A 22,368-nucleotide genomic window follows, 5' to 3' on the forward strand; every position below is an offset into this window, starting at 1 on the left:
GATGGGTGGTCATGCGGCGACCTCCACCAGGAGGCCGCGGTCGCGGAAGTGGGACAGGGCGGCGTCCGCGTCGCCGGTCAGGGCGACGCGCAGGCGGCCGACCGGGCCGGCCGGGAGCTCCTCGATGGCGCCGCCGAGGATGCTCAGCTCCACGTCGAACTTCCTGACCACCTCCGACACGACCGGCTGGCGCGGGTCGCCGGTGAAGGTGAGCGTGATCGAGCCGGCCGGGGCGGGCTCGGGCAGCGGGAAGATCTCGCGGGTGAGCCGCGCTCCTGGGGTCCTGATCAGGTCGGCGATGGTGCCCGACTCCTCGACGCGGCCGCCCGCCATGATGGCCACCGAGTCGCAGACCGCCTTGACGACGCTCATCTCGTGCGTGATGAGCAGGATCGTCACGCCGAGCTCGGTGTTGAGCCGCTTGAGCAGGGCCAGGATCGACTGGGTGGTGGCCGGGTCGAGGGCGGAGGTGGCCTCGTCCGACAGCAGCACCGACGGGTTGCCGGCCAGGGCACGGGCGATGCCGACGCGCTGCTTCTGGCCGCCGGACAGCTGGCGGGGATGGTCCTTGCCGCGTCCTGCCAGGCCGACGAGGTCGAGCAGCTCGGCGACGCGGCGTTCACGCTCGGCCCTGGGCACGCCCATGACCTCGAGCGGGAAGGCCACGTTGCCCGCGACCGTGCGCGAGGACAGCAGCGCGAAGTGCTGGTGGATCATGCCGATGCGCTGGCGAGCGCGGTTGAGCTCGCGGCCGCGCAGCGCGGTCAGGTCCTGGCCGGCCACGGTCACGGTGCCGGCGGTGGGCCGTTCGAGCAGGTTGACGCAGCGCAGGAGCGTGCTCTTGCCGGCGCCGCTCTGGCCGAGCACGCCGTGGATCTCGCCCTCGCGCACGTGCAGGTCGACGCCGTCGAGCGCGACGGTGTCGCCGTACAGCTTGCGCAGGCCGGAAGCCTGGATCACGGAAGAATCCCCACAAAATAGCCGTTAGCTGGAAATTTCGGGCTTTGTGGGGTGGGTTAGTGCGTGCCGGGATGGAAGGGCAGGTGTGACAGCCTTCGCAGCACGAAGCTGGGAACGATCATGGTCTACCTATCGACGATGGGCGGGCAGATGGCTCAGCGGGCTCGACAGCCCGTGGCGCGCATTCGTCGACACATCTCGTTCACGTGCGTGCTAACGATCCCTTTACCCACCGATATTCCCGGGATTTCGTGTGAGCTGAGTCACGCCAGGTGCCAGGCGTGCGGCGGCACCTCGACCCTGCCGATCAGCTGGGGCTCGTCGTCGAGGTTGAGCAGCAGCGTCACGTCGGCGGTCGTGAGCGCGGCGGTCCTGTTGGTCAGGTGGTCGACCTTGGTGCGGGCCCTGACGACGCCCGGATGCCGGCGCCGGTTGCCGATGAGGCGCTGGTGCAGGCGGTAGACCGGTCCCCGCTCGCCAGGAGTGCCGGGGAAGGCGGGTCTGATCGCGTCGTCGCCACCCTCGCGTTCCTCCTTGAGCCCGGTCAGGGCCTGCTCGTCGCCGTAGTAAACGCTCGGGATGCCGGCCACGGTGAACAGGATCGCCAGCGCGTGCCCGAGGTGGCGGGGGTCCTCCAGGCGGGTGGCGAGCCTGGTGACGTCGTGGTTGCCGACGAACGTCTGTGGCACGAAGGTGTCGAGCATCCCGTTGTGCCGGTCGAGCGCCCAGGCCAGCTCGAACAGGTTCCCGTCGTTGAGCGAGCTCCAGATGGCCTTCCACAGTTCGTACTGGGTGACGGAGTCGAGCCCGGAACGCTCGACGTATCCGGCGTAGTCGCCGTGGATCATCTCCCCGACGAACCAGCTCTCCGGATGCCGGGCCCTGACCCCCGGCAGCACTCCCGCCCAGAACTCCGCGGGCATGGCGTAGGCCGCGTCCAGCCGCCACCCCGCCGCCCCCCTGCCGAGCCAGTGGTCCATCACCTCGGCGACATAGTCCTGTACGGCGGGCCGCCCGTGATCCAGCACCACCAGCCGATCGTGCCCCTCGAAGGTCCGTTCCGTCAGGAAGTCCCGCGGACCGGCGAACGAGCGGCCGACGTGGTTGAACACGCCGTCGAGCAGGATCCTCAGCCCGCGCCCGCGGGCCTGTTCGACCAGGGAGTCGAAGTCCCGCTCGTCGCCGAGGCGGGGGTCGATGCGGAAGTGGTCGACGGTGTCGTACCCGTGGGTCTCGGCGGCGAAGATCGGCCCCAGCATGAGGCCGGAGCAGCCGAGTTCGACGGCGTAGTCCAGCCACGGCTCCAGTTGCCTCAGCCGGTGCACGATCCGCGGCTCGGCCCGCTTCGGCGCGCCGGTGAAGCCGAGCGGGTAGACGTGCCACCAGATCGCGTGGTCAGTCCACGACGGCATGTGCGTTCCTCCCGGCTTTCTTTCTGATCGTCCAGGGGAGATACCCGATCGCGAGGGCTACCGCGCATCCGATGACGGTGTCGGCCAGCCGGTATCCGATCGTGGCGGGCGTGATGGGCGCGCCGCCCTGCATCAGCAGCAGCACCAGCGGGGTCATGACCATCGCGTACAGCGTGTAGTTCCGCTCCTTGAGCAGCGGCCTGACGCCCGCGAGCACGGCCACGACGGGCACCAGCGCCCAGGGAGGCGGGACCCACAGCAGCATCGCCGACCCGGCCGTCACCCCCGCCGCGGTCCCCGCCGCACGCTCGAGCGGCCGCCGCAGCGCGCCGTCGGCGCGCCTGCCGACCACGATGACCACGGTGACGGCGATCCAGGCCGGGCTCGGCTGCGCCCACACGGCGCCGATCCCCTCGGCCACGGCCAGGCAGAGGGCCAGCCGTACCGCGTACTGCCACCCTGTCCACGTCCCCAGCCGCCCCCACCACAGCCGCACGATCCCCCGCCACCGCGCGACCCGCGTCCCCACCGAAGCGGGCCCGTCATTGCGTGTCCCGGCGAGCAGGCCGGTGAGTGCTCCCCACCCGGCTCCACCGCCGGCCAGCACCGCGACACCCAGCGGGTCGCCGCGGAGACCGGTGGCGATCACCATGAGCGTCACGAAGCGGACGCTCAGCTCCGCCGTCGACTTGCTCATCCCGCCGAGCAGCACGGCGAGCCCGACGACGGCGACCACGGCCCAGCCGTGACCCGCCAGCGCGACCCCGAGCCCGCCCGCCACGGCCGCGCAGGCCACCCGCCCCACCGTGGTCCCCAGGCCGGTCCGCGCGGAGCCCGCCGACATGGCGCCGATCGCGGCCAGGGCGCCCAGCGCCGGGTGACCCACCAGGACGCCCCAGGCGACGGGCACGCCCATGCCGAGGGCCGCCACGCCCATCCCGCGAGCCTCCCGTAGAACAGCCATGGCATCAGATCGTACGCTATGCGTAGTTAATTTCGCCTGAACAGCAGGAGATAGAGCAGAAGTCAGTAAGTGTTAGCGTAGTAAATGTGAACGACGAGCAGACGGCAGTAGACCTGCGCAGAGCGGCCACCGCCCTGGGCAGGCGCCTCAGGGAGGAGCGCACCGCCGAAGGCCCGGGCAGGCTGGGCCTGGCCCTGCTCGGCCACCTGCACAGGCGGGGCGCGATGACGGCGGGTGAGCTGGCCGCCGCCGAGCACCTGCAGCCCCAGTCGGTGACCCGGGTCCTCGCCTCGCTCGAGGCACACGGGCTGATCAGCCGCTCCCGCAATCCCGACGACCGGCGGCAGCACCACATCGTGCTCAGCGACCAGGGCTCCGCCGTACTGCTCGAGCAGGTGGCCGACTCCGACCGGTGGCTGGCCCGCCGGATGGCCGAGTCACTCACGCCCGCGGAGCGGCAGATCCTCCAGATCGCCGCCGACCTGCTCGGCAAGCTCCTCGACCGGCCGGGTCAGCCGGGAGGGTGAGGGCCGGTCGGCCACGCGGGGGACGCGGCGGACCTGGGTGCGCGCCTAGCTTCCAGGCTGACGAAAGAAAAGCCGCTCGTGTGAGGACCCTGCCATGCTCGACAACCCGGCCACCTCTCGGCCGACCCTGCTCCGCTCCCCCGCCAGATTCCGGCGGATCGCCACGGGATCGCTGCTCATCCTGGCGCCGCTGCTGGCGGTGATCGCCGCCGCCGTCGACCCCGGCACCTGGGGCGACGACCGTGAGGCCGTGAGCTACGGTGCCAACCCGGCGCTGGCTCAGGTCGAGTCGGTGCTCTACCACTGGAGCTGGCTGCTCATGGCCCTGGCCATGGTGGGAATGCTCCGGCTCCTGGCCCGCAAGGGCGTGATCTTCGGTCACGTGGTCGGCACGCTGACCGTGCTGGGCGCGATCAACCTGTCCGCGCTGATGCTGACCGACCCGGTCGAATGGTGGTTCGGGCAGCACTACCCGGCGGAGGCCGAGCGGCTGACCCACGAGATGCTCGGCCTGCCCTCGACCACGTTCGGCTACCAGATGCCGTGGATGTTCTTCGCCGTCTTCGGGGTGCCGCTGCTGGTGGCGGCGGTGTGGCGGGCCGGGTTCGCGCACTGGTGGGTCCCGCTCGCGGCGGCCGCCGGGTACCTGGGCTTCATGTTCGTCCCCTACGGCCCGGCGAGCCTGGCGCTCAGTGCGCTGTCGGCGCTCGCCCTGGGCACGATCGGTCTGCGGGTGCTGCGGATGTCCGAGCTGGAGTGGGAGTCGCTCGCAGCCGGATCGAAGTGAGCATGCCGGCCAGACGTGACCGGCTGAAGAAGTGAGTGCACCCTACCCTGCCATCAAGGCACCCGCGGCCCCTATTATCTCGCCTGAAATGGGGCGAAAACTCTTACTGGGGGCGACGGCTGCCGCCAGCGTGATCATCAGCCGGACGCTGGTCTACACGGTGCTGACCGCGGTCATCGGCGCGGTCTACTTCGGGCTGATCGCCGTGGGCCGGCTGGCCGCCGACGGGCTCGGCTCGGACGAGGGCCTGGTGGCCGCGCTCGCGGCGGGCGCACTGTTCCATCCGGTACGGCGGCGCCTCCAGCTGCTCGTGGACCGCCTGTTCAAGGTGGAGCGCGATCCGTACAAGCTGGTGGACGCCGTCAGCCAGACCGTGCAGACGGCCGGCGGGCCCGCCGAGGCGCTGGCCTCCGGCGCGGCCGCGATCAGGCAGGCGCTGCGGGTGCCGGGGGTGCGGGTCGAGGTCGACGGCGCCGACGCTGTCACCGACGGCGCCCTCGACGGCGAGCCGGTCATGACACCGCTGGTGTGGCACGGCCGGACCGTCGGGCGCCTGCTGGTGTCCGGATCCCCGCGGCGCGCGGCGGCCGGGCTGCCCGACATGCTGGCCAGGCACCTGGCCGAGGTGGCGCACGCCGTACAGCTCACCGAGGAGCTGCGGCAGTCGCGCGAGAAGCTGCTGGCCGCGCGCGAGCAGGAACGCGCCCGCTTGCTGCGCGTCCTCGGCGACGGGCTCGGCTCGACGCTCGCGACCCTGGCCACCGAGGTCGGCACCGCCCGCGCCCTGGTCCTCGACCCCGCCACCGCGCCCTCGCGCGCGGGTGGCGAGCTGGAGCGGGTCGACGGGGTGCTGGTGCGGGTGCGCGAGGAGCTCGCCGGGGCGGTCACCGACGTTCGCGACCTGGTGTACGGGCTCCATCCGCCCGCTCCCGGCGACCGGGAGCCACGGCTGGAGTCGCGGCCCTCGCGGCCCGCACAGCCGGCGCCCGAGCCGGAGCAGCCCGCGGACGAGGAGCCGGGGCGGCCGTGGGTGCGGCGGCTGGTGGTGGGGATCGCGTGGGCCGGAGGTGTGCTGTCGCCGCTGGCCGTGTTCGTCGCCACCTGGATGGCGTGGAAGACGAACTGGGCGGGCGGGCTGCAGCCGCTCGACCCGCTGGGGACGCTGTTCCCCGCGGGGGGCGCGTTCGTCATCACCTTCCGCAGGGGCCTGCTGGTCCCCTGGCTCATGTGGAGCGTGGGCGTGACCTGGTCCTTCTACGAGCTGGTCTACACGCTGGCCCACCTGATGTACCAGGAGATGCCGGGCAACCCGCTGCTCCCCTACCTCAACTGGGCCTCGATCTTCGGCTGGATCTACCCGTTCATGACCTTCAGCGGGATCATGCCGTTGCTCTTCCCCGACGGCCGCCTGCCCTCGCGCCGCTGGCGGTTCGTCCTGTACGGCCTGCTCGCTGTGATCGTGGTCCACACGGTGGAGATGGCGCTGATGCCCAACTCACAGAAGGAGACCGAGCTTCCTCTGGCCAACCCGTTCGGCGTCGAGGCGCTGGGAGGCTTCCCGTGGTGGATGGAGCAGAACCTCGGCTGGGTGTACCTCCCGCTCTGCCTGGCGGCCATCGCCTCGGTCGGGATCAGGTACTGGAAGGGCGACCGCGTCACCAGGCGGCAGATCGCCTGGTACGTCGCCACCATGGTCGGCTACGCGGTCGTCTGGGTGCTCAGGCAGCCCCTCGACTTCGGCACGGCCGCGGTCTTCGTGCACCTGATGGTCACGGCGGGTGTCCCCATCTCCGTGGTCGCGGCCGTGCTCCGGCACCGTTTCTACGGCATCCGCGTCATCCTCGACCGGGCCCTGGTGTACGGCGCGCTCGCCACCGTCCTGACCATCCTGTACGCCGTGCTCATCTGGGCCGGGGACCGGCTGGCCGGCGACCTCGGCCCGGCCGCCGGGCTGGTGGCCGCCCTGTCGGTGGGCGGGCTCTTCCATCCCGTGCGGCTGCGCCTGCAGCGCTCCGTCGACCAGCTCCTCGGCGTCGAACGCGACCCGTACCGGGCCGCCGACAAGCTCAGCAGGAGCGTGCAGCAGGCGGACGAGCCCTCCGAGGCGCTGGCCACCGCCACGTCCCTGCTGCGCTGGGCCGTCGGCGCGCGCGGGGCGGGCGTGGAGGTGGACGGCGAGCTGTACGCCGACGGGCGGCTCGGCCGCACCCCCGAGGTGGTCACGCTCGCCTGGCACGGCGAGCCGGTGGGCCGGCTGCTGCTCAGCCGGTCCCGGCTGGCGGGCGCCAGGCGGGAGCCGCTCGCGGTGATGGCCAAGCACCTGGCCGAGCTGGCGCACGCCGTCCATCTGGCGGCGGACCTGCGGCGCTCACGCGAGCGCATCGCGGCGGCGCGCGAGGAGGAGCGGCGCCGCCTGGGCAGGGAGCTGCACGACGGGCTCGGACCCGCGCTGACCAGCGTCACCATGACCCTCGACGCGGCCCGCCGATCGCTGCCCGGCGACCCCGCGCGGGCCGCAGACCTGCTGACGCTGGTGCACGACGGGATGGGTGCGACGCTGGTGTCGGTGCGGGAGCTGGTCGACGGGCTGCGCCCGCCCGCGTTGGACAACCTGGGGCTGGCGGGCTCGCTCGTCGAGTTCGCCAAGGCGCCGGGGCCGCGGGTGGAGGTCCAGGTGAGCGAGCGGCTGGGCGAGCTGCCGGCCGCCGTCGAGCTGGCGGCCTACCGGATCGTCCAGGAGGCGCTCACCAACGTCAGGCGGCACGCGGCGGCCGACTCGGCGCGCGTCCACCTGAGCAGGACCGCCGACGCCCTGCACATCTCGATCCACGACGACGGCGCGGGCCTGCCCGCCGCCCCGAGAACCGGCGTCGGCCTCACCTCGATGCGGGAACGTGCCACGGAGGTGGGCGGCTGGTGCGACATCGCCTCACGGGCCCGCGGCGGCACCAAGGTCACGGCCCGCCTCCCCCTGTGATTCCGCGCCCCGTACGGCGGGCCAGGGGGCCATGGTGCCCGGACAACGCAGGCCCCGCCGCGGAAAGATGCGGCGGGGCCTGTTCGGGCTGGGGATCAGGCGGCGACCGTGGTCGCGACCTCAGCCGGAGCCAGTGCGAGGTCAAGCACCTCGCGGACGTCGCTGACCGGGTGGATGGTCAGCTCGTTGCGGACCTCCTCGGGCACGTCGTCCAGGTCGGGCTCGTTGCGGGCCGGGATGAGCACCGTGGTGATGCCCGCCCGGTGCGCCGCCAGGAGCTTCTGCTTGACGCCGCCGATCGGCAGCACCCGCCCGGTGAGGGAGATCTCACCGGTCATCGCCACGTCGCCGCGGACCAGCCGGCCCGACAGCAGCGAGGCGAGCGCGGTCGTCAGCGTCACGCCCGCCGAGGGGCCGTCCTTGGGCACGGCTCCCGCGGGGAAGTGGACGTGCACCGACCGGTCCTTCAGCGCGGTGACCGGCAGCTCCAGCTCCGCGCCGTGCGAGCGCAGGTAGGACAGCGCGATCCGCGCCGACTCCTTCATGACGTCGCCGAGCTGACCGGTCAGGGTCAGGCCCGTCTCGCCGGTCTCCGGGTCGGCCAGGGACGCCTCGACGTAGAGGACGTCGCCACCCGCTCCCGTGACGGCCAGGCCGGTGGCCACGCCGGGCACCGAGGTGCGCTGCTTGGACTCCGGCAGCGACGACTCCGGCACGAACCTGGGCCTGCCCAGGTAGTCCACCAGCGACTCGGCGGTGACGGTGACCGGGGTCTCGTCCTTGGCCGCGACCTTGCGGATCACCCGGCCGACCGCCCGCTCCAGCGAGCGGACCCCGGCCTCGCGGGTGTACTCGGCCGCCAGGCGGCGCAGCGCGTCGTCCTCGAACGCGATCTCCTCGGGCTCGAAGCCGGCCTGCTTGAGCTGCTTGGGCAGCAGGTGGTCGCGGGCGATCGACAGCTTCTCGTCCTCGGTGTAGCCATCGAGCGAGACGATCTCCATCCGGTCGAGCAGCGGCCCGGGGATGGCCTCGAGCACGTTGGCCGTCGCCAGGAACAGCACGTCCGACAGGTCCAGCTCGACCTCGAGGTAGTGGTCGCGGAACGTGTGGTTCTGCGCCGGGTCCAGCACCTCGAGCAGGGCGGCCGTCGGGTCGCCCCGGTAGTCGGCGCCGACCTTGTCGACCTCGTCGAGCAGCACGACCGGGTTCATCGAGCCCGCCTCGCGGATCGCGCGGACCACGCGGCCCGGCAGCGCGCCGACGTAGGTGCGCCGGTGGCCGCGGATCTCCGCCTCGTCGCGGACGCCGCCCAGGGCGACGCGGACGAACTTGCGGCCCATCGCGCGCGCCACGGACTCGCCGAGCGAGGTCTTGCCCACTCCGGGAGGTCCGGCCAGGGCGAGTACGGCGCCGCTGCGCCTGCCGCCGACCACGCCCAGGCCCTTGTCCTGGCGGCGCTTGCGCACGGCCAGGTGCTCGAGGATGCGGTCCTTGACGTCGTCGAGACCGGTGTGGTCGGAGTCCAGCACCGCGCGGGCGCCGATGATGTCGTAGTTGTCCTCGGTCCTGGTGTTCCAGGGGATGTCCAGGACGGTGTCGAGCCAGGTGCGGATCCAGCCGGTCTCGGGAGACTGGTCGGAGGTCCGCTCCAGCTTGTCGACCTCCTTCAGCGCCGCCTCACGCACCTTCTCGGGCAGGTCGGCGGCCTCCACGCGGGCGCGGTAGTCCTCCTCCTCGCTCTCGGCGGAGTCGCCGTTGAGCTCCCTGAGCTCCTTCTGGACGGCGGCGAGCTGCTGGCGCAGCAGGAACTCCCGCTGCTGCTTCTCCATGCCCTCCTGGACGTCCTTGCGGATCGTCTCGGCCACGTCCAGCTCGGCCAAGTGCTCGCGTGACCACTCGACCAGCTTGGCCAGCCGGTCGGCCGGGTCGGCGGCCTCGAGCAGCTCGACCTTCTGCGCCGTGGTCAGCCACGGGGTGTAGCCGGAGCTGTCGGCCAGGACGGACGGGTCGTCGATCTGGTTGACCTGGTCCACGACCTGCCACGCGCCGCGCTTCTGCAGGATCGTGGTGGCCAGCGACTTGTACTCCTTGGCCAGTTCCTGCGCGCGCTCGCCGGACGGCACCTGGTCGATCGTGTCGACCTCCACCCACAGCGCGGCGCCGGGGCCGGTCGTGCCTGTGCCCACCCTGGCCCGGTTGACGCCGCGGACCACGGCCGCCGGCTCGCCGCCGGGAAGCCTTCCGACCTGCTCCACCACTGCCTGCACGCCGATGGCGCCGTAACGCCCGTCGATGCGGGGAACGAGCAGGACTCGCGGCTTGTTACGCCCAGTGGCCTGTGCCGCGTCTATGGCCGCCCGCACCTCGGAGTCAGACAGGTCCAACGGCACGACCATGCCGGGCAGCACGACCTCGTCGTCCAGCGGCAGGACCGGGAGGATCAAGTTCTCACTCATGCGAACTCCAATGGGTTGAGTTATACGGACTCAAGTCATTGGAGTCCCGCATTGTTCCCAACCTTGCCGATGTTCGCTCACGGCGATCGTAATTATGTAACTGATACTCCTGGGTTAGCTCCAGGGGGTGACGTACGGGGTGCAGATTCGCCCATAGGGTGGGCAGGGTGATTTCGGCAGTGGTGAGGCCCTTCCGGCTCGCCCTGTTCGACGGCGAGGCCGACCCTCCGCGCATGCGTTCCCGGCGCTACTTCGGTGTCGCCCAGGGCGTCGACCTCGTCCTGGCCGTCGTGGCCTATGCCATTACCGCTACGCAGTCCTCCGACGGCATCAGCGAGACCATGGCATCCATGCTCGCGATCCTGGTCGCGCTGCCGATCGCGCTGCGCGACCAGTGGCCGCTGGGCGCCTGGCGGGTGAGCCTGGCGCTGCTCCCCCTGGTCGCCGTGGCTTCCGCCCTGAGCGGTAACCAGGACCCCGACCTGTTGCCCGCCGCCGCCATGTACGGGCTGGTCATGTACTCCGTGGGAGCGCGATGCGACCGGCGGATCACTATCGCCGCGGGCGTCGTCACCATGGCGGGCACCCTGGCCGCCGCCTCGTCCAGCGCGCTGATCGGATCGGCCGTGGTGGCGGTGGCGGGGCTGCTCGGTCACGGCGTCCGCGCCATGCGCAAGGATCCCTATGTCCCTCCGCCACCGGTACCGACCCTCTGGAGGTGGCCGGGCCAGCTGAAGCGCGCGACGAAGGCGGCGATCCTGCCCTTCCGGCTGGCCCTGTTCGAGGGGGACGCCGACCCGCTCCCGCCGCGCCCGCGCTGGCGGCGCGTCCCGCTGCCACGCTGGGCACCCGTCAAATCCTTCGATCCCGTCCAGGCGATCGACCTCGTGATCATGTGGGTCTTCTTCGGCACGACGCTCAGCGAGACCCTGGATTGGAATGCCGGTTCTCCGTTCCGGCAGCCGCTCGGCCTTGTCTACTTCGTCGCCGCCGCGGCCGCGCTGCCCCTCGGGCTGCGCAACCGGTGGCCGCTGGCCGCCTGGCGAACCGCGCTGGTGTTGACGCCGCTGGCCGTGTACGTGCTGGCGCAGCTCGGCGGGCCGTACATCGCGCAGATGTCGATCATGTACCTGCTGGTGGCGTACTCGGCGGCGGTCCGGTGCGACAGGAAGATCTCGATCGCCATCTGGTTCGTGACCTTCGTGGTCGCCTGGATCATCGATCCGAACTCCATGCCGATCGCCATGGTCGTGGTCGGCATCGCCCTGCTGTTCGGCTACAACGTGCGCGCCCGCCGGCTGGCCGCCGCTCGCCTGAGCGAGGAGGAGCTGAAGACCCACCAGGCCGAGGAGGCGCAGGCCGTACTGGAGGAGCGCGCCCGCATCGCGCGCGAGCTGCACGACATCGTGGCGCACCACATGTCGGTGATCGCGATCCAGGCGGAGGCCGTGCCGCTGAAGGCCGCGGGCGACGCGGCGCAGCTGGAGGCGGGGCTGGCCGAGATCAGGGGCCTGTCGCTGGACGCGATCGCGCAGCTGCGGCAGGTGCTCGGCGTGCTGCGTGACCAGGATGGCCGCGTCGACACCGCGCCGCAGCCGGGCCTCGACCGCATCCAGGAGCTGGTGGCCAACGCCCGCGCCACCGGACTGACCGTGCGCGTGGAGCAGCCGGACTCGCCGGACGGCGTGCCGCCGGCGGTGGGGCTCTCGGCCTATCGGATCGTGCAGGAGTCCTTGAGCAACGCGATGCGGCACGCGCCAGGCGCCACGGTGACCCTGCGGATCGCCCACGAGCCGGGCGAAGTACGGCTGCGCGTCGCCAACGGCCCCGGCACGCGGCCCGGCGGCCCCGAGGGGGCGGGGCAGGGCGTGGTGGGCATGCGTGAACGGGCCGCGCTGCTCGGCGGCACACTTGAGGCGGCGCCGACGCGGGACGGCGGCTTCGAGGTCCTGGCCGTCCTGCCCGTGCCGGACCAGGACGCCGACAACGGCGATCAAGACGAGATGGAGGGTACGTGACGATCCGCGTGGTGATCGCCGACGATCAGGGGATGGTCAGGACCGGTTTCACCGTGTTCCTGGCCAGCCAGGGGGGCATCGAGGTGGTCGGCGAAGCGGCCGACGGCGCCGAGGCCGTCGCGCGGGCCCGCGAGCTCAAACCTGACGTGATCCTCATGGACGTGCGGATGCCGGTCATGGATGGGCTCGAGGCGACCCGGCAGATCACCGCTTCCCCCGACATCTCGGCCAAGGTGCTGATCCTGACGACCTTCGACCTGGACGACTACGTCTACCAGGCGCTCCGGGCGGGGGCCAGCGGCTTCCTGCTCAAGGACGCCTCGGCCGCCCAGCTGGCCGAGGCCGTCAGGATCGTGGCCGCCGGCGACGCCCTGATCTCCCCTGGGATCACCAAGCGCCTCATCCACGAGTTCGCCCGCCTGGGCGCGCCGCGCACGCCCACGAGCCGGCGCCTGGCCGACCTCACCGAGCGCGAGACCGAGGTCCTCGCGCTGGTCGCGCAGGCCCTGTCCAACCAGGAGATCGCCGAGAAGCTCGTGGTGGCCGAGCAGACGGTCAAGACGCACGTCGGCCGCGTGCTGATGAAGCTGGGCCTGCGCGACCGCGCCCAGGCCATCGTCTACGCCTACGAGACGGGCCTGGTCCGCCCCGGGGAATAGAGTCGACGGGTGGACCCCGTCGAGCTCTTCCACCACGTCGCGGCGACCGTGCCGGCGTATCAGGAGTTTCTCGCCGAGCACGCGATCAAGCCCTCAGACATCACGACATTTCAGGACTTCAAGCGGCTGCCCTTCACCACGAAGGACAACTACACGCGCCGCCACCCGCTCCCCCGGCTGTGCCGTGACGGTGTGATCGGGGACGTGATCGCCGTGTCGTCCGGGTCGACCGGCGTGCCGTCGTACTGGCCGCGCTCGGCCGCCGACGAGCGGGTCATCGCCGACCGGTTCGAGGAGGTGTTCCGCGACGCCTTCCGCGCCCGCGAGCGCACCACGCTGGCCGTCGTCTGCTTCGCGCTCGGCACCTGGGTGGGCGGGTTGTTCACGCTGAACTGCCTGCGCCACCTGGCCGGGCGCGGCTACCCGATCACCGCCGTCGCCCCCGGCAGCGATCGGCGCGAGATCGCGCGGGTCCTGCCCGACCTGGCGCCGCACTTCGACCAGGTGGTGCTGCTCGGCTACCCGCCCTTCCTCAAGGACGTGATCGACTCCTGCGACCTGCCGTGGGCCGAGTGGGACGTCAAGCTCGTCACCGCGGGCGAGGTCTTCAGCGAGGAGTGGCGAGCGCTGATGGCCGAGCGCACCGGCATGGCCGACCCCGTCCGCGGCACGGCCTCGCTGTACGGCACGGCCGACGCGGGCGTGCTGGGCAACGAGACGCCGCTGTCGATCGAGATTCGCAGGTTCCTGGCGGGCAGCCCCGGCACGGCGCGCGAACTGTTCGGCGAGTCCCGGCTGCCGACCCTGGTGCAGTACGACCCGGACGTGCGCTTCTTCGAGGAGCACCAGGGCACCCTGCTGTTCTCGGGCGACAACGGAGTCCCGCTGATCCGCTACCACATCGCCGACGAGGGCGGCCTGATCGAGCACGGCCGGATGCTGGAGTTCGTGCGCGGGCACGGCTTCGAGCCGGACTCGACCGGCCCCGAGCGGCCCTTCGCCTACGTCTTCGGCCGCAGCCACTTCACCGTGTCCTACTACGGCGCCAACGTGTATCCGGAGAACATCGCGATCGGCCTGGAGCAGCCCGAGGTGGCGGCCGCGGTGACCGGCAAGTTCGTGCTCGAGGTGGTGGAGGACGCCGAGCGCGCCCGGCACCTGACCGTCACGGTCGAGCTGCGGCCCGGCCTGGCAGGCGACGAGGACGACCTGCCGGCGGGCGTCCCGTCCGACAGCGGGCTCGCCGGTCTCATCGCCGGCGCGATCATGCTCCAGCTCCAGCGGATCAACAGCGAGTTCGCCGCCTACGTGCCGATCGAGCGGCAGCTCCCCGTCGTCAGGCTGCGCGCCGCGGGCGACCCCGGCTACTTCCCGCCCGGCGCCAAGCACCGCTACACGCGATCATCCTAAGGAGCTACCCGGCGAGATCACTCCTGCTGGTGACGCCGGATACGGGGCGCCGTTCGTAGCGTCGCCGCCATGCTCAGGAACTTCGTCATGACGGCGGCCACCCTCGCGTGCCTGACCTCGTCCATCCCCCAGCCGCCCGGTGAGCGGCTGGTGCGGGTGTACGGGGATCTAGCCACGGCGGACCACGTGGCGGTCTACGTGCCCGGGTCCGACACCACCGTCGCGACGTTCGACGACAGCTTCCGCCGTCCCGGCGGTGCCGCCCGCGCGCTGCTGGCGGAGGCGGCCCGGCTGGCGCCCGGGGCCCGCGTCGCGGTGGTGGCGTGGCTGGGCTACGACAGCCCGAAGATGCTGAGCCTGGCCGCCACGAATGACGGCGCGGCCGTGGACGGCGCCGCCGCGCTGCGCCGGACCGTGGCGGACCTGCGCGGGCGTACCCGGGCCCCGATCACCCTGCTGTGCCACAGCTACGGCTCGGTGGTGTGCGGCGAGGCGGCGCCCGGGTTACCGGTCAGCCAGGTGGCGGTGTTCGGCAGCCCCGGGCTGGGGGTGGCCGGCCGTACCGGGTTCTGGGTAGGGCGGGGGGCGCAGGACCTGGTGAAGTACGTCCCCCACGTCAAGCTCGGACCCTTCGGGTTCGGCGCGGACCCGATGGAGACGGAGTCGCGGATCTTCGACGCGGGACCCGGCGGCCACAGCGACTACTTCAGGCCGGGCGGCGTTTCGCTGCGCAACCTGACACTGATCACGCTGGGCAGGACGGACGAGGTGACCCGTGGCTGAGCTCGGGTTCGCCCAGCGGATCGACGCGGCCACGCCGGCCGGGCGCGACCGCGGGATCGACGCGCTGCGCGCGGTGGCCATCGTGTGCATCGTGCTGGGCCACTGGCTGGGCACCGCCTGGGAGCTGAACCCGTATTTGGTGATCTCCAGCCCGCTCGCCTACCTGCCCGGCCTGGCGCCGGCCACCTGGGTCTTCCAGCTTCTGGCAGTGTTCTTCCTGGTCGGCGGTTACGTGGCCGCCAGGAAGGCGCGGCCGCTGACGGCCCGGCTGCGCAAGCTGCTGCTGCCCGTCGTGCCGCTGCTGCTGGCCTGGGCGGTGCTGGCCGTGCTGCTGGTCGAGCTGAACGGCCAGCCGCTGCGGGCCGTGCGGGTCGTGGCGATGCCCGCGCTCGGTCCGCTGTGGTTCCTCGCGGTCTACGCGGCGCTCACCGTGGCGACGCCGCTGCTGGTCAGGGCCGGGTACGGGCTGGTGATCGCGGCCCTGTGCACGGTGGCCGCCGTCGACGCGGGCAGGTTCTGGCTCGGCGGGCCGCAGTGGCTGGGCTGGGTCAACGTGCTGGCCGCGTGGGCCGTGCCGTACCAGCTGGGGGTGATCTGGGGGCGCGGCGGGCTGCGCGGGCGCGGGACGGCGTTCGCGCTGCTGGGGGGCGGCTTCTGCGCGGCGGTGGCGCTGGTCGTCTGGGCGGGCTATCCGGCGAGCATGGTCGGCGTGACCGGCGCGCCGGTGTCGAACCTGTCGCCGCCCACGCTGGCCGCGACCTGCTTCGCGGTCGGCCAGGTGGGGCTGGCGCTGCTGCTGAAGGATCCGCTGGCCCGGCTGATGCGGCGACCGCGGCTGTGGGCGGCCACGGCGCTGGTCAACCTGGAGGCCATGTGGATCTTCCTGTGGCACCAGACGGCGCTCGTGCTGGTCGTGGTGGTGGCCTTCCAGCAGTTCGGCAGGCCGGACTCGGCCGGATGGATCCTGCAGCGGCTGGGATTGATTCCCGTGTTCGCGGGCACGCTAGGTTTGATGACATGGTGTCGTCATCGGTTTGACGAGAGGGCCCTGGTTTGTGACACTGTGTCATGAAAGGGGTGTGTGGTGACGTCGTTCTCTGAGACCTTGAAGAGTGCCACCTGGGGTGACCACGAGTCGGCCGAGTCCGAGAGCTATCTCACGGAGCTGATGGCCGGACGGCTGGCGCCGCAGGAGTACGGCGAGATGGTGGCCCAGCACTACTTCGCCTACGTGGCCCTCGACGGCGCCGCCAGGGGGCTGGCCGGTCACCCGATGGCGGGCCGGTTCGTCTTCCCCGAGCTCTATCGCGAACAGGCCCTGGAGCGGGATCTGCACGCCGTCTACGGGCCCGCGTGGCGCGACCGGATCGCCCCGTCTCCCGCCACGCGGACGCTGGTGGCCAGGATCGACCAGGTGGCGAACTGGCCGGGCGGTTACATCGCCCACCACTACACGCGCTACATGGGCGACCTGTCGGGCGGCCAGTTCATCCGGCAGGAGCTGCAGAAGATCTACGGTTACACCAAGGGCGGCGGAGGCGTCGACTTCTACGTCTTCGACGAGGTCGGCAGCCTGCCCCGCTTCAAGAACGAGTACCGCGCCCGCCTGGACGCCCTCGACCTGGACGAGCGCGAGCGGCAGCGGATCATCCGCGAGGTGCGTCTGGCCTACCAGCTCAACACCGAGGTGCTGGCCGAGCTACTGGACGTGGTCAAGGCCGCGGCGTAGCCGCTGCGGCTCTCCGCAGGCCAGCAGGTCGAGCAGGAGCCCGCGCAGCAGCGCCAGCGTGCGCGTCGCCCGGGCCTCGGCGACGTCTGGGGCCTCGGCGGGCTGCGCCTCGCGCAGCAGGCGCAGCCAGTCGCGCACCGACTGGTGGGCGAAGTCCCGCCAGGGTCCTGGATCATCCGACAGCGAGGCCACGTACGCCTCGAAGAACAGCTTGACCGTGCCACGCCGCTCGGCGGCCGAGATGTGCTCCCACAGCCGCTCGACCACCTCGTCGAAGGGCGCGCCGCGCAGCGAGTCGAGCAGCGTGAGCTGGTCCTGCCGCCCGCGCGCCAGGATCTCGCCCACCAGCTCGTCCTTGGAGCCGAACAGGTAGAGCAGCACCCGTGGGCTGGTGCCCGTGGCCCTGGCCAGCGGCCGCAGCGACATGCCCGCCAGGCCGTGCTCGAGCGCGTAGGCGTAGGCCGCGTCGAGCAGCTCCGATCGACGGGTCATCGTCACGGATCCGTATCCCTCCGTCACAGAAACGAGTGCGAGTGGAGGTTATACCGAACCGCCCTGGTCAGGGGTGCAGGACGGCGAGGCAGGGGTGGATGGCGACCTTGTGAAATACCATGGGGCCTATGCCCCGGATCTCCGCCGCCACGATCGGCGAGCACCGCGCCCAGACCCAGGACAAGATCCTGCAGGCCGTCGCGCGGTTGTCGCGCGTGCAGGGGATCGACGGCATCTCGATGACCGACGTGGCCAACGAGGCGGGCATCACCCGTACCGTCCTGTACAACTACTACCCGGACAAGGCCGCGCTGCTGCTGGCCTTCACCGAGCGGGTCACGCACTACTTCATCGACAGCTACGAGCGCGACCTGCGGGAGGGCGCCTCCCCCGCCGAGCGGCTGCGCGCTTTCGTCCGCCTGCAGCTGGCAGGGCTGCTGGCGCACCCGCACCCCGGCGCCGCCGACCTCAGCGCGGCCCTGGGGCCCGACGCCTACCAGCAGCTGGCCGAGCACGTCGCCCCGATGCAGCGGATCCTGGTGGACATCCTCGACAGCGGCGTCGAGTCGGGTGACTTCCAGGTGGCGGAGGTGGCGGCGACCGCCCGGATGATCCTCGCGGTGATCGGCGCGGAGCGGCTGCCGCTCATCAGCGGCGCCGTGACCGTCGAGTCCGCTGCCGAACTGGTGTCCGGATTCGTGCTCCGAGCACTGGGCTCCGCCTGACAAGATTGCCCTTATGGACAACGGCCACATCGTGCTCAAATCCGCCCAAGGGCGGTGGATCCTCGGTGCGACCGTGCTCGGCTCGGGGCTCACCATGCTCGACAGCACGGTGGTGAACGTCGCCCTGCCCTTCCTCGGCAAGGACCTGGACGCCGGCATGGCCGGCCTGCAGTGGACGATCAACGCCTACACGCTGACCCTCGCCGGGCTGATCCTGCTGGGCGGCTCGCTGGGCGACCGGTACGGCAGGCGCAAGGTCTTCCTCATCGGCACGGTCTGGTTCGCGCTGGCCTCGGCCATGTGCGGCCTGTCACCGAACATCGAATTCCTGGTCGCGGCCCGCGCGTTGCAGGGCATCGGCGGCGCGCTGCTCACTCCGGGCTCGCTGGCGATCATCCAGGCGTCCTTCGCCAAGGCCGACCGGCCGCGCGCCGTCGGCGCCTGGTCAGGGCTGGGCGGCGTGTCGGCCGCCATCGGCCCGCTGCTCGGCGGCTTGATGGTGCAGACGGTGGGCTGGCGCTGGGCGTTCCTGATCAATCTGCCGTTCGCGGCGATCGTGGTGCTCGTCACGCTGCGGCACGTGCCGGAGACCCGGGACGAGCAGGCGGCGGGCAAGTTCGACGTGCTCGGCTCGGTGCTGGCCGCGCTGGCGCTGGCCGGGATCACCTACGGCCTGACCGAGAAGGGCGCCGCCATCCCGCTGATCGCGGGCCTGGTGCTGGGCGCGGTGTTCGTCGTGGTCGAGATCCGCAGGTCGCCGGACGCGCTGGTGCCCGTGGCGATGTTCCGCAACCACGTCTTCGCCGCGGTGAACGTGGTCACGCTGATCATGTACGCGGCCATGGGCGTGGTGTTCTTCCTGCTGGTGGTGCAGTTGCAGGTGGTCTCGGGCTTCAGCCCGACCCAGGCGGGGCTGGCGATGCTGCCGACCACGATCCTGATGCTGCTGCTGTCGGCCAGGGCGGGCGAGATCGCCAAGCGGATCGGGCCGCGCCTGCCGATGACGGGCGGGATCCTGGTGGCCGGGCTCGGCTTCGTCTGGATGAGCACGATCGGCCCAGATGCCAGCTATCTGCTGCAGGTCATGCCGGCCGTGACGGTTTTCGGCCTGGGCCTGTCGTTCGCGGTCGCCCCGCTCACGGCCACCGTCCTGGCCACGGCCGACGAGCGCTACGCCGGTACGGCCAGCGGCGTGAACAACGCGTTGGCCCGCACCGGCAGTCTGCTGGCCGTGGCCGCGATCCCGCCGTTCGTCGGCTTGGTGGGCGACGCGTTCCAGGACCCGGCCCAGTTCAACGCCGGCTTCCACCGCGCGATGGTGATCAGCGCGGTGATGATGGCCGTGGCGTCACTGATCACGTTCTTCACGATCAGGACGAACGTCCTCGACCCTCAGAACGTGAAGGCCTGACTGCGGACGCTGTTGTCGAAGTTCGACAGCAGCAGCTCCGGCTCGCCGACCGAGCGGATGCCGGGCAGGCGAGTCAGCAGCTCCCTGAACATCGTCCGCATCTCCTGCCTGGCCAGGTTGGCGCCCAGGCAGAAGTGCGGGCCCGGGCCGCCGAAGCCGACGTGCGGCTTGGTCTCGCGGGTGATGTCGAAGCTGTCGGGGTCGGGGAAGACGCTCTCGTCGCGGTTGGCCGAGCCGTAGAAGAGCACGACCTTGTCGCCCTCCTTCAGCTCCAGCCCGCGCAGCGAGTAGTCCTGGGTCAGCGTCCGGCGGAACTGCATGATCGGGGAGACGTAGCGGACCATCTCCTCGATCGCGTTGTTGATCCGGCCGTCGAAGTCCTCCATCAGCAGCTCGCGCTGGGCCGGGTTCTCCGTCAGCAGCCTGATGCCGTGCGCCATCGTGTTGCGCGCGGTCTCGTTGCCCGCCACCAGCAGCAGCGCGAAGAACGAGCCGAGCTCCTTGTCGGTGAGCTTCTCCCCGTCGGGGTTGGCGTTGACCAGCAGCGAGACCAGGTCTCCTGTGGGCTCGGCGATCCGCTCGTGGCCCAGCCTGATGACCATGCGCTGCAGGGCGAGCAGCGCGAGCATGTTCTGCCCGGCCATCTGCACACTGCGCGCCAGGCTCGGCCGCACGCCGGTGTAGGCGGTGGAGATGTCGACATGCTGGTGGACCTTCTCCCGCATCTCCTGGGGGATGCCCATCATGTCGCAGATGACGTGGATGGGCAGGCGGGCGGCGACCTGGGACACGAAGTCGCGCGGGCCCTGGGCGACGACGTCGTCGACGATCGCGGCGCAGGCCTGCTCGATGTCGTTCTGCAGCCCGGCCAGCAGCTTCGGGCTGAAGGAGCGGGTCACGATGCGGCGCAGCTTGGCGTGGCGAGGGTCGTCCATGTTGACCATGGACTCGCCGAACACCTGCTTCACCCAGCCGGGCGGCTCGGGGTTGGTGACGGCGGGCTCGCTGGAGAACACCTTCGCGTTACGGCTGGCCTCGACGACATCGGCGTGCCGGACCAGGGCGTAGAAGCCCTTGCCGGAGCGCAGCAGCGGCACCTTCTTCTCGGGGAAGAACACCGGGTGCTCCAGCTGGCGGAGCCGGGCGAACGCCTCGTGCCGTCCCTTGAGGGGTTTGCGCCAGAAGTCCAGGTCCGCGAGGTCGATGTGCACCCGTCTATCCTGGCACGTTCCCGCGCCGTTAAGGCCGGGTTGGCATGCGTTGGACATCAATGCAGCATGAAGGTTCTGCTGGCCGCCTGCCTGGTCATCCCGCTGGCCGCCACCCCCTCGCACGCCGCCGCCCGCTCCTGTGGCGGCTTCCCCTCCGACTTCGACGGCGACGGGCGCGCCGACCTCGCGGTGGCCGCCCCCTACGACAACGCGCGGGCCGGATCGGTGACCGTCATGTACGGCGACGGGCGCTCGGACAAGCTGGCGCAGGGCTCCCCTGGCGACTCGTTCGGGTCCGCGCTGGCGGTGGGCGACTTCGACGGTGACGGATGCGCCGACCTGGCCGTGGGCGTCTCGGAGGAGGTCGCGGGCAAGCGGCAGCCGGGCGCCGACGGGCACGGCGCGGTGCGGATCTACCACGGCTCGGTGGGCGGGCTGCGTCCCGGTTCGCGGCTGGCGCTGCCCGGGGTCCACGGTGACCGGTTCGGCGCGGCGCTGGCCGCCGGAGACTTCGACGGCGATCACCGGGATGAGCTGGCCGTGGGCGCGCCGGGTCTCGCTCGCGGCGGCGGTGTCACGATTTATTGGCTTAAGGGGCGCAAGCCGTACACGATCACTCAGAAGACCCGCTGGGTGGGGCAGCACGCGAACGTCACCGACCAGTGGGGCGCGACGCTCGCGACCGGCGACTTCGACGGCGACGGGTTCGACGAGCTCGCGGTCGGGGCGCCCACCGACACCGTCACGCTGGACGGGCAGGGCTCGGTCACGCTGCTCGACCCGCATCGCCGGAAGGCCAGGCAGCTGACGCAGAGCACGCCCGGCATCACGGGCAAGTCCGAGAAGTGGGACTCCTTCGGTGCGGCGCTCACCAGCGGCGACTTCAACGGCGACGGCCGCGCCGACCTGGCCGTCGGCGTGCCCGGCGAGGGGCTCAGCGCCAACCAGCGGGAGATGGACTACGGCGACGGCACGGTCGACGTGCTGTACGGCACGCGGCACGGGCTGAGCGCCGCCCGCAGCGAGGCGTGGTCGCAGCGGACGCTGAAGGGCGTGCCCCGCTACTACGACCGGTTCGGCGCGGCGCTGGCGGCGGCGGACCTCAACGGCGACGGGTTCGACGAGCTGGCCGCGGGCGTGCCCGGCGAGCGTGGCGTCCAGGTGCTGGCGGGTGCGAAGTCGGGCGGCCTGACCCGGGCGGGCAACCTGCTGATCAAGGGCAAGGGGCGGGACTTCGGCGCGTCCCTGGGCACGCTGCCGGCCACGGGCGGCCGCTACCGACTGCTCTCCACGGGACCTTCGGTGTACGGGCTGGTGGTGGCGGCGCCGGACAACGGCATGGTCTCCTACCTGCCGCTTCGGCGCTCCCCTGGGTTGCGCGTGGGCAAGCTGCGGCCGCTGGGCACCGGGCTCGGGCTGTTCGGCTACGCGCTCAGCTGATCCGCTCAGGCTTGATCACGAAGATCACGCGTTGCTGGTCCCGCCCGCCGTACCAGGGGTAGGGCTTGCCCAGGTACTTGCGGGACAGCCGCTCGATGTGGTCGGCCGCGCCTTCGGTGGTGATCTCGACCACCACGCCGCGCACCTGGAAGTAGCGCGAGGGCCTGTCGGGATCGGAGATCGCCAGCGCCACGCGCGGGTCCCGCTCCAGGTTGCGGGTCTTGACGTGGGTGCGGACGCTGTTGATCAGCACGTGCTCGCCGTCGGTGTCGACCCACGTCTGCGTCACCTGGGGCGAACCGTCCGGCATCGACGTGGCCAGGAAACAGAGGCTGGGCTGGTGCAGCAGCGCGAGCTGCTCTTCACTGAATCTCACAACGGTTCCCACCTTACTCAGGAGCATCGGT

Annotated in this window: 19 protein-coding genes; 12 read left to right on the forward strand and 7 right to left on the reverse strand. The window is 71.4% G+C overall.

What is annotated here, in order from left to right; genetic code table 11:
* Positions 1–9: 9 nt before the first annotated feature.
* From ACIBHX_RS18845 to ACIBHX_RS18855, 3 genes are all read right to left on the reverse strand, one after another.
* The gene (locus tag ACIBHX_RS18845; protein ID WP_397068389.1) at positions 10–960 is read right to left on the reverse strand and encodes a methionine ABC transporter ATP-binding protein; all 951 of its coding nucleotides are present in this window, start codon (positions 958–960) and stop codon (positions 10–12) included.
* A gap of 263 nt (positions 961–1,223) precedes the next feature.
* Positions 1,224–2,372 (reverse strand): alpha-amylase family protein, encoded by a 1,149-nt coding sequence (locus tag ACIBHX_RS18850; RefSeq protein ID WP_397068390.1) that lies wholly within the window; start codon positions 2,370–2,372, stop codon positions 1,224–1,226.
* Positions 2,356–3,336: an FUSC family protein gene (locus ACIBHX_RS18855; protein ID WP_397068391.1), complete on the reverse strand. Its 981-nt coding sequence runs from the start codon at positions 3,334–3,336 to the stop codon at positions 2,356–2,358. The genes ACIBHX_RS18850 and ACIBHX_RS18855 overlap by 17 nt, the downstream gene beginning before the upstream one ends.
* A gap of 86 nt (positions 3,337–3,422) precedes the next feature.
* On the opposite strand from ACIBHX_RS18855, the gene ACIBHX_RS18860 reads away from it, so the two are divergent.
* The 3 genes from ACIBHX_RS18860 (at position 3,423) to ACIBHX_RS18870 (ending at position 7,627) form a co-directional block, all read left to right on the forward strand.
* The gene (locus ACIBHX_RS18860; RefSeq protein WP_397068392.1) at positions 3,423–3,863 is read left to right on the forward strand and encodes a MarR family winged helix-turn-helix transcriptional regulator; all 441 of its coding nucleotides are present in this window, start codon (positions 3,423–3,425) and stop codon (positions 3,861–3,863) included.
* Positions 3,864–3,957: 94 nt separating this feature from the next.
* Positions 3,958–4,650 carry a hypothetical protein gene (locus ACIBHX_RS18865; RefSeq protein ID WP_397068393.1) on the forward strand — a complete coding sequence of 231 codons (693 nt, stop codon included), beginning with the start codon at positions 3,958–3,960 and terminating at the stop codon, positions 4,648–4,650.
* Between the two features lie 88 nt (positions 4,651–4,738).
* Positions 4,739–7,627, forward strand: a complete 2,889-nt coding sequence (locus ACIBHX_RS18870) for a histidine kinase (protein ID WP_397068394.1) — start codon at positions 4,739–4,741, stop codon at positions 7,625–7,627.
* A gap of 95 nt (positions 7,628–7,722) precedes the next feature.
* Here ACIBHX_RS18870 and lon read toward each other — a convergent pair whose 3' ends face one another.
* Positions 7,723–10,083 (reverse strand): endopeptidase La, encoded by a 2,361-nt coding sequence (gene lon, locus ACIBHX_RS18875; protein WP_397068395.1) that lies wholly within the window; start codon positions 10,081–10,083, stop codon positions 7,723–7,725.
* 167 nt (positions 10,084–10,250) lie between these two features.
* Here lon and ACIBHX_RS18880 point away from each other — a divergent pair, with 167 nt between their 5' ends.
* The 6 genes from ACIBHX_RS18880 (at position 10,251) to ACIBHX_RS18905 (ending at position 16,682) form a co-directional block, all read left to right on the forward strand.
* Positions 10,251–12,101, forward strand: a complete 1,851-nt coding sequence (locus ACIBHX_RS18880) for a sensor histidine kinase (protein WP_397068396.1) — start codon at positions 10,251–10,253, stop codon at positions 12,099–12,101.
* Positions 12,098–12,760 carry a response regulator gene (locus ACIBHX_RS18885; protein WP_397068397.1) on the forward strand — a complete coding sequence of 221 codons (663 nt, stop codon included), beginning with the start codon at positions 12,098–12,100 and terminating at the stop codon, positions 12,758–12,760. The genes ACIBHX_RS18880 and ACIBHX_RS18885 overlap by 4 nt, the downstream gene beginning before the upstream one ends.
* 9 nt (positions 12,761–12,769) lie before the next feature.
* Positions 12,770–14,170: a phenylacetate--CoA ligase family protein gene (locus ACIBHX_RS18890; protein ID WP_397068398.1), complete on the forward strand. Its 1,401-nt coding sequence runs from the start codon at positions 12,770–12,772 to the stop codon at positions 14,168–14,170.
* A gap of 69 nt (positions 14,171–14,239) precedes the next feature.
* Positions 14,240–14,953 carry an alpha/beta hydrolase gene (locus ACIBHX_RS18895; RefSeq protein WP_397068399.1) on the forward strand — a complete coding sequence of 238 codons (714 nt, stop codon included), beginning with the start codon at positions 14,240–14,242 and terminating at the stop codon, positions 14,951–14,953.
* Positions 14,946–16,025 (forward strand): acyltransferase, encoded by a 1,080-nt coding sequence (locus ACIBHX_RS18900; RefSeq protein ID WP_397068400.1) that lies wholly within the window; start codon positions 14,946–14,948, stop codon positions 16,023–16,025. The genes ACIBHX_RS18895 and ACIBHX_RS18900 overlap by 8 nt, the downstream gene beginning before the upstream one ends.
* Positions 16,026–16,034: 9 nt before the next feature.
* Positions 16,035–16,682, forward strand: coding sequence for a heme oxygenase (biliverdin-producing) (locus ACIBHX_RS18905; protein ID WP_397068401.1), 648 nt, complete (start codon positions 16,035–16,037; stop codon positions 16,680–16,682).
* On the opposite strand, the gene ACIBHX_RS18910 is transcribed toward ACIBHX_RS18905, so the two are convergent.
* On the reverse strand, positions 16,653–17,174 hold the full coding sequence (locus tag ACIBHX_RS18910) for a TetR/AcrR family transcriptional regulator (RefSeq protein ID WP_397068402.1): 522 nt from the start codon (positions 17,172–17,174) through the stop codon (positions 16,653–16,655). The two genes, ACIBHX_RS18905 and ACIBHX_RS18910, sit on opposite strands and share 30 nt — an antisense overlap.
* 128 nt (positions 17,175–17,302) lie before the next feature.
* Between ACIBHX_RS18910 and ACIBHX_RS18915 the strand changes: the two genes are divergently transcribed.
* On the forward strand, positions 17,303–17,899 hold the full coding sequence (locus tag ACIBHX_RS18915; RefSeq protein WP_397068403.1) for a TetR/AcrR family transcriptional regulator: 597 nt from the start codon (positions 17,303–17,305) through the stop codon (positions 17,897–17,899).
* A 13-nt stretch (positions 17,900–17,912) separates the two neighbouring features.
* Positions 17,913–19,310 (forward strand): MFS transporter, encoded by a 1,398-nt coding sequence (locus ACIBHX_RS18920; RefSeq protein WP_397068404.1) that lies wholly within the window; start codon positions 17,913–17,915, stop codon positions 19,308–19,310.
* Here ACIBHX_RS18920 and ACIBHX_RS18925 read toward each other — a convergent pair.
* Positions 19,292–20,521: a cytochrome P450 gene (locus ACIBHX_RS18925; protein ID WP_397068405.1), complete on the reverse strand. Its 1,230-nt coding sequence runs from the start codon at positions 20,519–20,521 to the stop codon at positions 19,292–19,294. The two genes, ACIBHX_RS18920 and ACIBHX_RS18925, sit on opposite strands and share 19 nt — an antisense overlap.
* Before the next feature lie 66 nt (positions 20,522–20,587).
* Between ACIBHX_RS18925 and ACIBHX_RS18930 the strand changes: the two genes are divergently transcribed.
* The gene (locus ACIBHX_RS18930; RefSeq protein WP_397068406.1) at positions 20,588–21,961 is read left to right on the forward strand and encodes an FG-GAP and VCBS repeat-containing protein; all 1,374 of its coding nucleotides are present in this window, start codon (positions 20,588–20,590) and stop codon (positions 21,959–21,961) included.
* On the opposite strand, the gene ACIBHX_RS18935 is transcribed toward ACIBHX_RS18930, so the two are convergent.
* Positions 21,954–22,337 carry a PPOX class F420-dependent oxidoreductase gene (locus ACIBHX_RS18935; protein WP_397068407.1) on the reverse strand — a complete coding sequence of 128 codons (384 nt, stop codon included), beginning with the start codon at positions 22,335–22,337 and terminating at the stop codon, positions 21,954–21,956. The genes ACIBHX_RS18930 and ACIBHX_RS18935 overlap by 8 nt on opposite strands.
* Positions 22,338–22,368 lie beyond the last annotated feature (31 nt).

It is taken from the genome of Nonomuraea sp. NPDC050536, assembly GCF_044457685.1.
Classification (GTDB): Bacteria; Actinomycetota; Actinomycetes; order Streptosporangiales; family Streptosporangiaceae; genus Nonomuraea.

Coding starts and splice junctions, on each gene's coding strand:
- ACIBHX_RS18855 (WP_397068391.1), bottom strand. CDS start 3,336: ATGGCTGTTCTACGGGAGGCTCGCGGGATGGGCGTGGCGGCCCTCGGC.
- ACIBHX_RS18915 (WP_397068403.1), top strand. CDS start 17,303: ATGCCCCGGATCTCCGCCGCCACGATCGGCGAGCACCGCGCCCAGACC.
- ACIBHX_RS18850 (WP_397068390.1), bottom strand. CDS start 2,372: ATGCCGTCGTGGACTGACCACGCGATCTGGTGGCACGTCTACCCGCTC.
- lon (WP_397068395.1), bottom strand. CDS start 10,083: ATGAGTGAGAACTTGATCCTCCCGGTCCTGCCGCTGGACGACGAGGTC.
- ACIBHX_RS18870 (WP_397068394.1), top strand. CDS start 4,739: ATGGGGCGAAAACTCTTACTGGGGGCGACGGCTGCCGCCAGCGTGATC.
- ACIBHX_RS18920 (WP_397068404.1), top strand. CDS start 17,913: ATGGACAACGGCCACATCGTGCTCAAATCCGCCCAAGGGCGGTGGATC.
- ACIBHX_RS18895 (WP_397068399.1), top strand. CDS start 14,240: ATGCTCAGGAACTTCGTCATGACGGCGGCCACCCTCGCGTGCCTGACC.
- ACIBHX_RS18930 (WP_397068406.1), top strand. CDS start 20,588: ATGAAGGTTCTGCTGGCCGCCTGCCTGGTCATCCCGCTGGCCGCCACC.
- ACIBHX_RS18910 (WP_397068402.1), bottom strand. CDS start 17,174: ATGACCCGTCGATCGGAGCTGCTCGACGCGGCCTACGCCTACGCGCTC.
- ACIBHX_RS18865 (WP_397068393.1), top strand. CDS start 3,958: ATGCTCGACAACCCGGCCACCTCTCGGCCGACCCTGCTCCGCTCCCCC.